This window comes from Bradyrhizobium sp. Kon10, assembly GCF_055807395.1.
In genome coordinates this window covers 37196-51432 of the sequence record NZ_JBVVOZ010000033.1, presented here as the reverse complement: position 1 = coordinate 51432, position 14237 = coordinate 37196, and the positions used below count along the sequence as shown (strand labels likewise).

Annotated in this window: 12 protein-coding genes; 11 read left to right on the top strand and 1 reads right to left on the bottom strand. The window is 63.8% G+C overall.

What is annotated here, in order from left to right:
- Positions 1-12 precede the first annotated feature (12 nt).
- From AC0L2O_RS30480 to AC0L2O_RS30440, 9 genes are all read left to right on the top strand, one after another.
- Positions 13-831, top strand: coding sequence for an ABC transporter ATP-binding protein (locus AC0L2O_RS30480; RefSeq protein ID WP_473372349.1), 819 nt, complete (start codon positions 13-15; stop codon positions 829-831).
- Positions 831-1616, top strand: a complete 786-nt coding sequence (locus AC0L2O_RS30475; RefSeq protein ID WP_369721829.1) for an ABC transporter permease — start codon at positions 831-833, stop codon at positions 1614-1616. Before AC0L2O_RS30480 ends, AC0L2O_RS30475 begins: the two co-directional genes overlap by 1 nt.
- A 169-nt stretch (positions 1617-1785) precedes the next feature.
- Entirely contained in the window at positions 1786-2814 is a 1029-nt protein-coding gene (locus tag AC0L2O_RS30470) for an ABC transporter substrate-binding protein (RefSeq protein WP_473372348.1), read from the top strand.
- A 29-nt stretch (positions 2815-2843) separates the two neighbouring features.
- Positions 2844-3548 carry an NUDIX hydrolase gene (locus tag AC0L2O_RS30465; protein ID WP_473372347.1) on the top strand — a complete coding sequence of 235 codons (705 nt, stop codon included), beginning with the start codon at positions 2844-2846 and terminating at the stop codon, positions 3546-3548.
- Positions 3549-3735: 187 nt separating this feature from the next.
- Positions 3736-4503 carry an ABC transporter ATP-binding protein gene (locus AC0L2O_RS30460; RefSeq protein ID WP_473372346.1) on the top strand — a complete coding sequence of 256 codons (768 nt, stop codon included), beginning with the start codon at positions 3736-3738 and terminating at the stop codon, positions 4501-4503.
- A gap of 3 nt (positions 4504-4506) precedes the next feature.
- Positions 4507-5211 (top strand): ABC transporter ATP-binding protein, encoded by a 705-nt coding sequence (locus AC0L2O_RS30455; protein WP_369721832.1) that lies wholly within the window; start codon positions 4507-4509, stop codon positions 5209-5211.
- Between the two features lie 16 nt (positions 5212-5227).
- A complete protein-coding gene (locus AC0L2O_RS30450; protein ID WP_409192398.1) occupies positions 5228-6109 on the top strand; it encodes a branched-chain amino acid ABC transporter permease in 882 nt (293 codons plus the stop codon).
- Positions 6106-7125, top strand: coding sequence for a branched-chain amino acid ABC transporter permease (locus AC0L2O_RS30445; protein WP_473372345.1), 1020 nt, complete (start codon positions 6106-6108; stop codon positions 7123-7125). The genes AC0L2O_RS30450 and AC0L2O_RS30445 overlap by 4 nt, the downstream gene beginning before the upstream one ends.
- Positions 7085-8008, top strand: coding sequence for a polyphosphate kinase 2 family protein (locus AC0L2O_RS30440; protein WP_473372344.1), 924 nt, complete (start codon positions 7085-7087; stop codon positions 8006-8008). Before AC0L2O_RS30445 ends, AC0L2O_RS30440 begins: the two co-directional genes overlap by 41 nt.
- A gap of 220 nt (positions 8009-8228) precedes the next feature.
- On the opposite strand, the gene AC0L2O_RS30435 is transcribed toward AC0L2O_RS30440, so the two are convergent.
- Positions 8229-9113 (bottom strand): MBL fold metallo-hydrolase, encoded by an 885-nt coding sequence (locus tag AC0L2O_RS30435; RefSeq protein WP_473372343.1) that lies wholly within the window; start codon positions 9111-9113, stop codon positions 8229-8231.
- A 756-nt stretch (positions 9114-9869) separates the two neighbouring features.
- Here AC0L2O_RS30435 and AC0L2O_RS30430 point away from each other — a divergent pair.
- On the top strand, positions 9870-12200 hold the full coding sequence (locus AC0L2O_RS30430) for a mechanosensitive ion channel domain-containing protein (RefSeq protein WP_473372342.1): 2331 nt from the start codon (positions 9870-9872) through the stop codon (positions 12198-12200).
- 346 nt (positions 12201-12546) lie between these two features.
- Positions 12547-14199 carry an NAD-dependent malic enzyme gene (locus tag AC0L2O_RS30425; protein WP_473372341.1) on the top strand — a complete coding sequence of 551 codons (1653 nt, stop codon included), beginning with the start codon at positions 12547-12549 and terminating at the stop codon, positions 14197-14199.
- Positions 14200-14237: the final 38 nt, after the last annotated feature.

Genomic DNA, 14237 nt, shown 5'->3' with positions numbered 1-14237 from the left:
CGGAGGAAACATATGACGTCGCCCACGGCAGTGGCGCTGGAGGACACCAAGGTTGCGTTCCGGTTGGGGGACGGGCGGGTCTATACGGCGGTGGAGAAGGCGCATCTGACGGTGGCCCAAGGCGAATTCGTCGCCATTGTTGGTCCGACCGGCTGCGGGAAATCCACCCTGCTCAACGTCGCGGCCGGCCTGCTGAAGCCCGCCGCCGGCAAAGTCCAGATCTTCGACCGGCCGCTCGCCGGGCTGAACCGGGACGCCGGCTACCTGTTCCAGGCGGATGCGCTGTTCCCCTGGAAGACCGCGCTCGACAATGTCGCGATCGGGCTCGAGATCAGGGGCACGCCCCGCGCCGAGGCGCTTCCGCGAGCCCAGACATGGCTGACCTCGGTCGGCCTCGGCGCCTTCGCCAACCGTTATCCGCACATGCTCTCGGGGGGGCAGCGCAAGCGAGTGGCGCTGGCGCAGGTGCTGATCCGGGATCCAAAGATCCTCCTGATGGACGAGCCGTTCGGGCCGCTCGATGCACAAACCCGGCAAGTCATGGGCAATCTCCTGCTCGAGCTCTGGAACGCGGACCGCAAGGCCGTGCTGTTCGTGACCCATGATCTGGAAGAGGCGATCGCGCTCGCCGACCGCGTCGTGATCATGTCGGCAGGGCCGTCCTCGCGCATTATTGGCGACTGGCGCGTGACGCTTCCGCGCCCGCGCGACATCTTCGAGGTGCGGCTGGACAAGGCATTCCACGCACTCCATCGCGAGATCTGGAGCGTGCTCAAGGACGAGGTGATGAAGGGCTACGCCCAGTCCACCCAAGCGGTGGAGGCGGTCTGATGTCGCGCGTGACGCTGCTTGCGCTGCAAGTCCTGGTCGCCATTGTCTGCATCGTGCTGTGGCAGTTGTTGTCGACCGTTCCCATCTTCGGCAAGATACTGCTGCCGCCGTTCTTTTTCTCCAATCCGATCGACGTGTTCAGCCAGATCGTCAAATGGTTTGCGAGCGGCGTGATCTGGAAGCATCTCGCCATCACCTTGTGGGAATCCATTCTGGCCTTCGTGATCGGATCGCTCAGTGGCGTGCTGGTGGGGTTCTGGTTCGCGCGGCAGCCGCTGGTCGCCGCGGTGTTCGATCCCTATGTGAAGATGGCCAACGCTTTGCCGCGCGTCGTGCTCGCGCCGATCTTCGCGCTGTGGCTCGGCCTCGGCATCTGGTCGAAGGTCGCGCTCGGCGTGACGCTGGTGTTTTTCATCGTCTTCTTCAACGTCTATCAGGGCGTCAAGGAAGTCAGCCGCACCGTGCTCGACAACGGCCGTATGCTCGGCATGAGCGAGGGACAGCTGATGCGCCACGTCTATTGGCCGTCGGCGCTGTCCTGGATGTTCTCGTCGCTGCATACGTCGGTCGGCTTCGCCGTGGTCGGCGCCGTCGTCGGCGAATATCTGGGATCGGCCGCAGGGCTCGGCTACCTGATCCAGCAGGCCGAAGGCGTGTTCGACGTCGCCGGCGTATTCGCCGGCATGTTCGTGCTGTCGGCCTTTGTTATCCTGATCGACTTCGGGGTGACCCTGGTGGAGCGGCGGCTATTGGTGTGGCGACCGACCGTGGACGGCCGCGGATAGCCGTAAACGGTCCGCGCAAGGGGATTCATGGATGATCCTCCCCATCAACAATGGTTGTTACGCACACATGCTATTGCGCCGAAATGCGCGATGGCGAGTTGCACTTAGGCAGTGCTTCTCAAGCCAGTCCCGCTGCTCTATGGTGCCGCCAGCCGAACGGAGGAAACCAATGAAGAACACGATTGCCAGGCTTGCCGGCGCGCTGCTCGCGCTGACGCTCAGCGCGGGTTTTGCCGCAGCGCAAAGCAAGGTCACCGTCGCGATCGGCGGCGGTGCCTGTCTGTGCTATCTCCCGACGGTGCTGGCAAAGCAGCTCGGCGAATACGACAAAGCCGGCCTCAATGTCGAGCTGGTCGATCTCAAGGGCGGCTCGGACGCGCTCAAGGCCGTGCTTGGCGGCAGTGCCGACGTGGTCTCCGGCTATTTCGATCATTGCGTCAACCTGGCGGCCAAGAAGCAGGAGCTGCAAGCTTTCGTGGTCTATGATCGCTATCCGGGCCTCGTGCTGGTGGTCTCGCCCTCGCACACCAACGAAATCAAGTCGGTCAAGGATCTCGCCGGCAAGAAGGTCGGCGTCAGCGCGCCCGGCTCCTCCACTGATTTCTTCCTCAAATACATGCTCAAGAAGAACGGGCTCGATCCGGCTGGCACCGCCGTGATCGGCGTCGGCCTCGGCGCCACCGCGGTCGCCGCGATGGAGCAGGGGCAGATCGACGCTGCCGTGATGCTCGATCCTTCCGTCACCGTGCTCCAGGGCAGCCATCCGGATCTGCGCATCCTCAGCGACACCCGCACGCAGAAAGACACGCTCGAGACGTTCGGCGGCGAATATCCGGGCGGTGCGCTGTACTCGACCGCGGCCTGGGTCAATGGCCACGACAAAGAGGTGCAGGGGCTCACCAACGCGATCCTCGGCACGCTCGCCTGGATCCATTCGCACTCGCCTGAAGAGATCATGGCGAAGATGCCGGAAGAGATGGTTGGCAAGAACAAGGACCTCTATCTCGCCGCACTGAAGAACACGATCCCGATGTTCTCGCAGACCGGCAAGATGGATCCGAAGGGTGCGGATGCCGTGCTCGCGGTGTTCAGCGTCGGCTCGCCGGAGGTGGCGAACGCCAAGATCGACGTCAGCAAGACCTTTACCAACAAGTACGTCGAGCAGGCCAAGAAGACGACGGGGATGAACGCCAAATAAGTGACGCGATCCCGCGGTAGTCAGGCCTCATGACCTCACCTGTCATTCATCGCGTCGCGACGCTTGATCTTGCCGTGCGCCCGGTCGTGTGGCCGTTCGCGGAAGAGCGGCGCGCCGAGATCGAGGCGCATTTCGCCGAGAAGCAGCGCGAGCGACCCAAAATCTGGAACGGCCGCGTCCTGCTTGGACGGGATGCCGTGTTCACCGATGGCCATCTCGCCGCGACCTATTTCGAGACCGACTTCGCGAGCTTCCTCGCCTGGCGCGACTGGGGCTTTCCGGATCCGGCCGTCTTCAATGGTTTTGGCATGGGCGCGCTGCGCGCCTCCGACGGCGCCTTTGTGTTGGGCGAGATGTCGCACCACACCGTCAATGCAGGCCGCGTCTATTTCCCGTCGGGTACGCCCGACCTCGACGATGTCAGGGACGGCGCGCTCGACATTCCCGGCAGCGTCATCCGGGAGATCGCGGAGGAGACCGGCCTGATCCCCGCCAACTATGCGGCAGAGGCAGACTGGCACTGCGTCGTCAGCGGCCGCGCGATTGCAATGATTCAGATCCTCAACCTCGACCTGCCGGGCGAGACGGTTCGCGCCCGGATCGAAGCCAATCTGGCGGAGCAGCACGAGCCCGAGCTGTCGGCCATCCATCTCGTGCGCGGGATGGATGATCTCGCGCCCAGCATGCCGCGATTTGTCACCGCGTTCATCGCGCAGCAGTTTGCTTCGCGCTGACGCGCGAAGGCTTGACATCGCGTCGCTCAGCCCATGTGATGGGCGAAAGCGAAAACAAAATCGCAATGCACAATCGTCCAGGGAGGTTTAGATGCGCCCGCGCATGGCTGCCCGCTTGGTCCATGAACTGTTGATCGCGATTGCAGCGGACACCACCTCCGGCAAGCAGTAGCGGCGGAGAGCGACGGTGCTGGAGGTCAGCGGGCTCGTGAAGCGGTTTAGTGGCTTCACCGCCGTCAACAACGTCTCGTTCAAGGTTGATCAAGGCGAGATCCTCGGCCTGATCGGCCCGAACGGTTCGGGCAAGAGCACGATCTTCAACATGCTCTCCGGCACGCTGGCGCCGACCTCCGGATCGATCATGTTCGCCGGCGCGGAGATCGCCGGACTTGCGCCGCACCGGATCATCAACCGCGGCATCGGGCGCACCTTCCAGATTCCGCGCCCGTTCCGCCGCCTGAGCATTTTCGAGAACGTCGCGCTCGCCGGCTTCTACGGCCAGGGCCGCCACAGCCGCGCCAAAGCAGAGCAGGCGGCCGAGCGTTCGCTCGCGATGGTGGGCCTGCCAACCGATCGCCGCGCCAGCGTCGCCGGCCTCGGCGCGGCCGGCCTCAAGAAACTCGAGCTCGCCAAGGCACTCGCGACCGCGCCAAAACTGCTGCTCGCCGACGAGAGCCTCGGCGGCCTCGACGAGGCCGAGATGTATCAGGCGGCCGACATGCTGCGCAACATCCGGGACGAGCTCGGCATCACTATCATCTGGGTCGAGCACATCATGGGCGTGCTGATGCGCGTCGTCGATCGCGTCATGGTGCTCGATCACGGCGAAAAAATCTCGGAGGGGCTGCCGAGCGCGGTTGCGGGCGATCCACGCGTGATCGAAGTCTATCTCGGCACCGATGCCGAGACCACGCAGGCCGCGGCCGCCGAAGCGCGCCGCCGGGCCGGAGGCTAGACGATGCTGGAGCTGCGATCCGTCAGCGCCGGCTACGGCACGTTCCAAGCGCTGTTCGACGTCGATCTCGACGTGAAGGCCGGCGAGGCCGTCGGCGTGATCGGCCCGAACGGCGCCGGCAAGACCACCCTGATGCGCGTGATCTCGGGCCTGCTCCGTCCCTCGCGCGGGTCGATCAAAATGGAAAGCGTCGACGTCGTCGCGACTCCGGCGCACAAGATCGTCAGCCTCGGCATCGCGCATGTGCCGGAGAACCGGCGGCTGTTTCCGCAGCTTTCGGTCGACGACAATCTCAAGATGGGCGCCTTCATGAAGGAGGCGCGCGGCCACTATGCCGAGCGGCTGGAGGTCGTGTTCGACCTGTTTCCGCGCTTGAAGGAACGCCGCCACCAGATGGCCGGCACCATGTCTGGCGGCGAGCAGCAGATGTGCGCGATCGGCCGTGCCCTGATGTCCAATCCAAAGCTCCTGCTCCTCGACGAGCCCTCCGCGGGGCTCGCGCCGGTGGTGGTGCAGCAGGTCTTCGAGCTGGTGAAGCGGATCCGCGCCCGCGGGCTGACTGTGCTGATCGTCGAGCAGAACGTGCAGCAGGTGCTGCGCGTGGTGGATCGCGCCTATCTGATCGAGGCCGGCACGATCAGGGCGTCCGGCACCTCGGCGGAGATGCTGGCGAGCGACACGGTGAAGGAAGCGTATCTCGGGGTGTGAAGGGGCGGGCGAGGGCATGCAGGCATTGCTGGACATTTTCGACATCTATCTGCTGGAAGCCGTGATCAACGGCATCCTGCTCGGTGGCGTGTTGGCGCTGCTCGCGCTCGGACTGAACCTGATCTTCGGCGTCATCGACGTGACCTGGATTTGCTACGCCGAGCTCGTGATGATCGGCATGTACGCGATGTACTTCCTGGTGCAGTATTACGGCATCAGCTATTTCATCGCCGCGCCGCTCACCATCCTGCTCGTCGCGATGCTCGGCGCGCTGCTGCACTACCTCGTGATCGCGCCGCTGCTGACGGCGCCGCCGATCAACCAGCTGCTTGCGACCGGCGGCGTGTTGTTCGTGCTCCAGAGTTTTGCCACCGTCGCCTTCGGCATCGACTTTCGCAATCTCGGCATCCGCCTGCCCGTGCTCGCTTTCGGCGACATGAATTTCAGTTACGCGCGATTGCTGTCGTTCGCGGCCGCGCTGGCCGGCATGGTCGCGGTCTATCTCTTCATGACCCGCACCTTCACCGGCACTGCAATACGCGCCATCTCGCAGGACCGGCAGATCATGGCGTTGATGGGGGTCGACACCAAGAAAATCTATCTCATCACATCCGCGATCGGCGGTGGCCTTGCCGGGCTCGCGGCGTGCCTGTTGGTGCTGCAATACGACGTGCACCCCTTCGTCGGCCTGTCGTTCGGTCCGATCACCTTCCTGATCTGCGTGCTCGGCGGCTTGGGCAATTTCATCGGCGGCTTCATCGCCGCCTTCGTGTTCGCGGAGATCATTTCGCTCGGTGGACTGTTCTCCGATCTCGAATGGGGCTACGTGCTCGCCTTCGCCTTCTTCATCGTCATGATGTTCATCCGGCCCGCGGGCCTGCTCGCGAGGCGCCGATGATCGGGCGGGGCCGGCTTGTGGCGTGGGCAATCGGGCTCGCGGCGCTGATCGCGCTGCCGTTCGTCGATCGCGAGCCCTATCATCTGCACATCCTGGTGCTGATCCTGATCTGGTCGTTCGCCTATACGTCCTGGTCGATGATGGGACGGTTCGGCCTGGTCTCGCTGGGACACGGCGGCTTCATGGGGATCGGCGCCTATGTCACGGCGCTGTTGTGGAATCATCTCGGCCTGTCGCCCTGGATCGGCATTCCCGTCAGCATGGTCGCGGCCGGTGTGCTGGCGCTGATCGTCGGTTATCCCTGCTTCCGCTTCCGCATCACCGGGCACTATTTCGTGCTGGTGACGCTGGCGCTGTCCGGCATCGTGCTTCAAGTCATCACGGCGACGCGCGACTATACCGGCGGCTCGCTCGGCTATACGCCGAACCGCGCCTCCGGCAGCAAGCTGCTGGCGCTGCAATTCGACGACAAGACGACCTGGTATCTGGTCGCGCTTGGGATCTGGCTCGGGGGCATCATCGTCTGGCACCTGGTCGACCGCAGCATGAGCCGCTACGCGCTCGAGGCGATCTCCGAGGACGAGGACGCCGCAGCGGCCGCCGGGGTCGACGTCACCGCGGAAAAATTGAAGATCACGCTGATCAGCGCGCTGATGACGGCGCTGGCGGGCGCGCTCTACTGCCAGTACCAGATGTTCATCACGCCCGACACCGTCAGCGGCATCGCGGTGTCGCTCCAGATGGTGTTTGCGGCGATCGTCGGCGGCCTGTTCGTCTCGCTGGGACCGACCGTCGGCGCAGTCATCACCATCCTGCTCGCGGAGACCCTTCGCATCGGCTTCGGCACCAAGGCGGTGGGCTGGGACAATCTCGTTTATGGCGTGCTGCTGGTGCTTTTCATCATATTCCTTCCGAAGGGCATCCTTGGTAGCGTGCTCGACCGATTGAAGCCGCAACGCAAGGTATCCCGCGCTCATGAGCAAGAAGCCGTCCAAATCGCTCGCCCAGGAACTTGACCGCTACATCACGCCGTTCCGCCACGACGGATCGGGCAAGTTTCATCTCAAGGCGCACAAGACCAACGCGAAGGGCGGCCTCGACAAGGACAAGGCGCAGGAGATTCTTGAAGCCAACAAGAAGCGCCTCGCCGAGTTTCAGGAAAAGCTCTACGCCCAGGATCGCTGGTCGCTTCTCATCGTGCTCCAGGGCATGGACGCCGGCGGCAAGGATTCCGCGATCAAGGCGATCTTCGAAGGCATCAACCCGCAGGGCTGCGAGGTTCATGCGTTCAAGCAACCGAGCAAGGAGGAGCTCGATCACGACTTCCTCTGGCGCCACGTGATCGCGCTGCCGGAGCGCGGCCATATCGGTATCTTCAACCGCTCCTATTACGAGGAATGCCTGGTGACCCGCGTGCACCCGGAGATCCTCGCCAAGGAGAAGCTGCCGCAGAAGCTCGTGACCAGGAACATCTGGACGGAGCGGTTCGAGGACATCTCCGGCTTCGAGCGCTATCTCTGCCGCAACGGCACCGTGGTGCTGAAATTCTTCCTCAATCTCTCCAAGGACGAGCAGCGCGAGCGCTTCCTCGACCGTCTGGAAGACCCGTCCAAGCAGTGGAAGTTTTCCATGGACGACATCAAGGAGCGCGCGCTGTGGCCGCGCTACCAGGCTGTCTACCAGGACATCGTCCGCCATACCGCAACGGCGCATGCGCCCTGGTACGTCGTGCCCGCCGATCACAAATGGTTCGCGCGCGTCGTGATCGGCTCGGTGATCGTCGCGGCGCTGGAGCGGTTGGACCTGCGCTTTCCCCGTGCCGACAAGGCTTCGCTCGCCGAATTCAAGGCGGTCAGCGAGGCGCTGGAGAAGGAGAAGAAGGGGAGGGGGAAGCGTTAAGTTGCAGCGAGCGCCGAACGATCTCCGCTCTCGTAGGGTGGGCAAACCGTAAGCGTGCTACAAGTCCTGCGATTTCGCGAAAACAACCCCATGCACAGTAGCCGATGGTCGTGAAATCAATGGCTTGCCCGCCGGCGCGAATGATATTCGGAATCAGCGAATTTCGTTTGACCCGTCGGGCAAAACAGGGGCATGATGTCACCATGCCCCCGTCGCCTCCTCAATACCCGCGGCCCCACCAGTAGCAGAAGCGTTCCACGTTGGCGGGCAGGCCGGTCTCGTAATTCGCCCATTTCTCGTATTTCGGCAGCTTCACTTCCTTCATGGCGGTGTCGAAGCATTTGCCGGCGTCGGCTGCTTTCTTCACCTCGGCAGACAGATCCTCCATGTAGGCGATGTCGTCTTCGACGTCCTTCTTGGTGCCGAGCCGGCCGCCGGCATTCGGATGGCCCGGGATCATCCGCTCCCAGTCGAGCGCGGCGAGCTTCTTCAGCGACGCGATGTATTCCAGCGGTGAGGTGTTGTCGGGAATGTTGCGAAACTGAACCGCCTCGATCGGCGCGAAGTCGACGACGAAGACCAGCTTCTCCTTCGGCAGCCGCATCACCAGCGAATTGTCGGAATGGTTGCGGCCGACATAGTCGAGCTCCAGCGTGGTGCCGCCGAGCGTGATGGTCTTCTTCCCGTCGACCACCTGGTCGGGCATCACGACGTCTGCCAGCAGTGCATTCTGCTTCTTGAGCTCGAGCAGCCGCTCCTTGGTGCGACGATGGGCGATGAAGGTGGCGCCAAGTTCCTTGAACGGCTGGCCGCCGGCGATGTGGTCGTAATGATGATGGCTGTAGATGACGTATTTGATCGGCTTGTCGGTGACCGCCTTGATCGCGTCGATATAGGGCTTTGCGGGACGCAAATAGGAGATCGGATCAGTTGCGATCACGCCCTGCGGCGTGACCACGAACATCGACTGATGGCCGCCATAGCGGAAGATGTAGACGTTCTCGGTGCCCTCGACCTTCCTGGTCGAGGTCTGCGGCAGAGATTGCGCGAACGCTGATCCGGTCACGAGGGCTGCGACAACCGCGATGCAAAATGATGCTTTCATCTCTGGCTTTCTGGAAAAAGGGGGGAGTGCGGGAGAGGCGGGTATCCTCCGAGACAAACTCTGTCGAAGGGGATTTATTCCATCCTACGTGCGGCCAATTCTCCGCGGCAGAGCGATAGACGCGTCCGCAAATGTGATCCACGCCCGGTTGATGCCGCTTGACAGTTTTGCGTCACGGGAGGACCATCCACACGGTCGCGAACAAGCGACAAGGTCCACATCAAGAGCAAGGGGAGGTCTATGACACCACCTCCGCAGAACCCGCCGCGTTGAATGCGATGGAGCTCATTCGGACTATCGCATAGCGGCAGAAACGCGAATGGCACGCCGGGTCAAGGTCTAGAGGGCTGCATCAGTAAGGCAGAGCCCCTACCTGCCCGGCGCTGTGCTTTCTTGCAAGGCGCTCGTCGTGTCAGATGTCTTCGTGTCGGTTCCTTGGCGCGAGCTAACTCCCGCACGAGGTAACTGGCGCAAATATCCCGATATCCTTCACTCCTCCTCCTCGCCGTCATTCCGGGTCCGATTCCCGGAATGACGGGAGAGAATCTCTGTGCCCCCCGCATTCGAGCTGCCGCTCGTCGTCGTTGAGCCGCGGTTTTGCATTTTGCGTAGCGGCAAATGCCAAGAGATTGTCGCCTCATCGGCAAACTTCCGACACAGGACGCGGGCGAATAACGCCAATCCGACATGACGCATGCGTTTCGGCGGTGGCGATTCCGACTCCGCCGGAGCGCATCTATTTTTTAAGGAATCCTCGTGTCGCATAAGCTTGCCCGGGCGCTTCTCGCCGCTCTCTTCCTCGTCATCTCATCCTTCTCCGGCGCTCGCGCCGAGCCCGCCGCGGCTGCGGCCAACCAAGCGGCCGCGCTGTCGCCGGACGAGGCCAGGCGCGCGCTGGAGACGCTTCAGGACGACAAGAAGCGCGCGCAGATGATCGAGACCTTGCGTGCGATCGCGAGCGCCTCGGGTCCGCAGCAGCCCGCGCCCGAGCAGACATCAGCGATCCCGCTCGCAGCCGACGGCCTCGGTGCGCAGCTCCTGCTCAGCGTGTCCGAGGAGATCGCCGAGATTTCGCGCGAGGTCGCCGATATGGCCCGAACGCTCACGCATTTCCCCGCGTTCTATTACTGGGTGGTGCGGACCGCGAATGACCCTGCCGCCTATGATCTCCTGATCGAGATCGCCTGGAAGCTCGCGCTGGTGTTCGGCTGCGCCCTCGCCGCGGAGTGGGTGATCTTCCGCCTGATGCGGCGCCCCCTGGCATACCTCGAACGGCGCGCGCCGCAAAACGCGCGCCTGCCGGCGCAAGTGCTGCCCATTGCCGATCCGCCGTCATCGGTGGCCGACGTCACGCCTTTGCCTGAATTGCACAAGCGCCGCCACAGTCTCGCGCGTGCCTGGCAATTGTTGCTGCGGCTGCCCTTCGTGTTCGGACGCCTCGTGCTCGAACTGCTCCCGGTATTCTTCTTTGTCGGCGTGGCGACGGCGCTGCTCGGAACCGAGATCGGCGATCCCGCAACCGTCCGCCTCGTGATCCTCGCGGTGGTGAACGCCTATGCTTTCTCGCGCGGACTTATCTGCGTCCTGCGTGCGCTGGCAGGTCCGTTCGGCCTGTTTCCGGTCCGCGCCGAGACTGCCGCCTATATCGAGATCTGGGCGCGCCGCATCGTCGGCTTCGGCGTGTCCGGCATCGCCTTCGCCAATGTGGCGCTGCTGCTCGGCCTGCATCGCGCCGGCTACGCGGCGCTGCTGCGCATGGTGATGCTGGTCGTGCATCTCTTCATCGCCGTCATCATCCTGCAATGCCGCCGCCAGGTCGCCGACGCCATTCGCGCACCGGCCGGCCGGCCGGGCATCGCGGCGGGCCTGCGCAACCGCATCGCGGGCGGCTGGCATTATCTTGCGATCGCGCTCGATCTCGCGCTGTGGGCGGTGTGGGCGCTCAACATCCGCAACGGCTACTCACTGCTGCTGCAATATTTCGTCGGCACGATCGCGGTGGCGCTGGTCACGCGGATCGCCATCATGGTGACGCTGGGCCTGATCGACCGCGGCTTTCGCATCAATCCCGAGATCCTTCAGCGCTTTCCAGGGCTGGAGATCCGCGCCAACCGCTATCTGCCGCTGCTGCGAAAGATCGTCTCGGGCGTCATCGCCTTTATCGGCGTCGTCGCCGTGCTCGAAGTCTGGGGTGTCGACGCCATCGTCTGGTTCTATGGCGGCCAGATCGGCAGCCGGCTGCTCTCCGCCGTGGCGACGATCGGCGTCGCCGTATTCATCGCCGCGGCGATCTGGGAAGCCAGCAACGCGTTGCTGGATCGCCAGATTAATACGCTGTCGCGGGACGGGCACTATGCCCGCGCCGCGCGGCTGCGCACCTTCCAGCCGATGCTGCGGACTGCGTTGCTGTGCGTGATCGCAACCGTCGTCGGCCTCACCGCGTTGAGCGAGATCGGCGTCAATGTCGCGCCGCTGCTCGCGGGTGCCGGCATTGTCGGCATCGCCATCGGCTTCGGCTCGCAGAAGCTGGTGCAGGATCTCATCACCGGGCTGTTCCTGTTGCTGGAGAACACGGTGCAAGTCGGCGACACCGTCAGCGTGTCGGGCCTCACCGGGGTGGTCGAGAACGTCTCGATCCGCACCATTCGGCTCCGCGCCGGCGACGGCGCCGTACACATCGTGCCGTTCAGCGCGGTGACGACCATCACCAATGCCAGCCGTGGCGCCGGCAACGCATCCGTCAGCGTCAACGTCGCCTACAAGGAGGACACCGACCGCGCCGGGCAGATCCTCAAGGACATCGTCGACGAGATGCGCCGCGAGCCGGAATTCCGTGGATTAATCCGCGGTGACCTCGAGCTCTGGGGCATCGACAAGGTCGACGGCGCGATGGTGTCGATCGTCGGCCAGATCCGGTGCACCGAGACGGGCCGCTGGCCGGTCCAGCGCGAATTCAACCGCCGCATGAAGCAGCACTTCCAGCAGCACGGCATCGAAATCGCATCCGCCACCCAGACGATTTTGATGCACGTTGCGCCCCCGGCCGATGTCGCCACAAACCTGACGCCGCGGCGGGCGGCGGGATAAAGCACGGGCTTGCCTCCGCTCAGTTGGCGGCGTTCACTCGGACGAGGCGGGCCCGGCCATGCCTCATCACAAGCCTTCATCCTGAGGGCCCGCCAAAGGCGGGCGTCTCGAAGGATGCGCCGCGAGCGGGGGCCTTGATGGTTCGAGACGTGCCGAGACGCGCTCCTCACCATGAGGAGAGGGAGCGTCGCCCTGTTAACCCTTGCATCGCGCGCGCTGCGATCTGCACTAAAATTCTCGCTGCGGTGCGAGATCACAATCGCGGCCTGGGAGGCAACGTCCTTGATCTCAACTGAGCACTGGCCGACAATGCTTCCCCTTCAATAAGAAATTCCGTGGGGGATTCGTGAATAGACTTGCCCGGGTCGTTGCCCAAACGACATCGTCCGATCCCGCTCACGGCATGGCGCTGCTGCGCGATCCCCTCCTCAACAAGGGCACCGCCTTCACGGAAGCGGAGCGCGGTGCGCTCGGCTTGCGCGGCCTGTTGCCGCCATGTGTGCTGACGATCGAGACGCAGGTCGAGCGCGTGCTCACCAATCTGCGCGCGCTGCCGACCGATCTGGAGAAATACGTCGCGCTCAATGCGCTGCACGACCGCAACGAGGCGCTGTTCTTCCGCGTCATCGTCGACAATATCGACGAGATCCAGCCGATCATCTACACGCCGACCGTTGGGCTGGCCTGCCAGAAATACGGCCTGATCTTCCAGCGGCCGCGCGGCATGTTCATCTCCTCGCGCGATCGCGGCCAGATCGGCGAGATCCTGAAGAACTGGCCCTATCCGGCCAAACTCATCGTCGTGACCGATGGCGAGCGCATCCTCGGTCTTGGCGATCTCGGTGCCAACGGCATGGGCATTCCCGTTGGAAAGCTCGCGCTCTATTCGGCCTGTGCCGGGGTGCATCCCGAGCATTGCCTGCCGATCGTGCTCGACGTCGGCACCAACAACGAAGAGCTTCTGAACGATCCCTATTATCTCGGCCTGTGCGAGCGGCGGCTCACGGGCGCAGCCTATGACAGTTTCGTCGACGAATTCATGGTTGCCGCGCGAAAGACGTTTCCGGGCGTGCTGATCCAGTTCGAGGATTTCGCCAATCACTCGGCGTTCAAGCTGCTGCACAAGTACCGCGACGAGACCTGCGTCTTCAATGACGACATCCAGGGCACCGCGGCGGTGGCGCTCGCCGGTTTGTTTTCGGCGCTGCGCATCTCCGGCGGGAAGCTGAGTGAGCAGCGGATCCTGTTCCTGGGCGCGGGCGAGGCCGCAACCGGCATCGCCGATCTCGTGGTCTCCGCGATGATGGCGGAGGGCGCCACCGAGGCCGAAGCGCTCCGGCGCAACTGGCTGGTGGATTCCCGCGGGCTCGTCGTCAGCGGCCGCGCCGGCCTTTCGGGCCACAAGCTCCGCTATGCGCATACCGAGCAGGCGCCGATCACCGATTTCCTCACCGCGATCAAGACGCTGAAGCCGACGGCGATTATCGGCGTTGCCGCGGTCGGCGGTGCGTTCACGCCCGAGGTGCTGAAGGCGATGGCCGAACTCAACGAGCATCCGATTGTGTTCGCGCTGTCCAACCCGACTTCGAAGGCCGAGTGCTCGGCGGAGGATGCCTATCGCTACACCGCAGGCCGCGCGCTGTTCGCCTGCGGCAGCCCCTACGACCCGGTGACGCTCAACGGCCGCACCTTCGTGCCGCGGCAGGGCAACAACTCCTACATCTTCCCGGGCGTCGGCCTCGGCGTCATCGCCAGCCGATCGCGGTTAGTCACGGACGAGATGTTCATGGCGGCGGCCCATTCGCTCGCCAACTGCGTCGGCAAGGACGACCTCGCACAGGGCAGTCTCTATCCGGCATTGCCGCGAATCCGCGAGGTCTCCATCGGGATTGCCGCTGCGGTCGCGGACGTCGCCTATCAGCGTGGATTGGCCGACGGTCCCGCGCCGAACGACGTCAAGGCGCTGGTCCAATCGCAAATGTACGAGCCGCGGTACTGACGTCTGACGACTTTTGACTGACTCGATCTGGCGGCTGG

What these genes read in the sequence shown, in the direction of transcription:
- AC0L2O_RS30480 (WP_473372349.1), top strand. Translation starts at nt 13, where the DNA reads ATGACGTCGCCCACGGCAGTGGCGCTGGAGGACACCAAGGTTGCGTTC.
- AC0L2O_RS30475 (WP_369721829.1), top strand. Translation starts at nt 831, where the DNA reads ATGTCGCGCGTGACGCTGCTTGCGCTGCAAGTCCTGGTCGCCATTGTC.
- AC0L2O_RS30470 (WP_473372348.1), top strand. Translation starts at nt 1,786, where the DNA reads ATGAAGAACACGATTGCCAGGCTTGCCGGCGCGCTGCTCGCGCTGACG.
- AC0L2O_RS30465 (WP_473372347.1), top strand. Translation starts at nt 2,844, where the DNA reads ATGACCTCACCTGTCATTCATCGCGTCGCGACGCTTGATCTTGCCGTG.
- AC0L2O_RS30455 (WP_369721832.1), top strand. Translation starts at nt 4,507, where the DNA reads ATGCTGGAGCTGCGATCCGTCAGCGCCGGCTACGGCACGTTCCAAGCG.
- AC0L2O_RS30450 (WP_409192398.1), top strand. Translation starts at nt 5,228, where the DNA reads ATGCAGGCATTGCTGGACATTTTCGACATCTATCTGCTGGAAGCCGTG.
- AC0L2O_RS30445 (WP_473372345.1), top strand. Translation starts at nt 6,106, where the DNA reads ATGATCGGGCGGGGCCGGCTTGTGGCGTGGGCAATCGGGCTCGCGGCG.
- AC0L2O_RS30440 (WP_473372344.1), top strand. Translation starts at nt 7,085, where the DNA reads ATGAGCAAGAAGCCGTCCAAATCGCTCGCCCAGGAACTTGACCGCTAC.
- AC0L2O_RS30435 (WP_473372343.1), bottom strand. Translation starts at nt 9,113, where the DNA reads ATGAAAGCATCATTTTGCATCGCGGTTGTCGCAGCCCTCGTGACCGGA.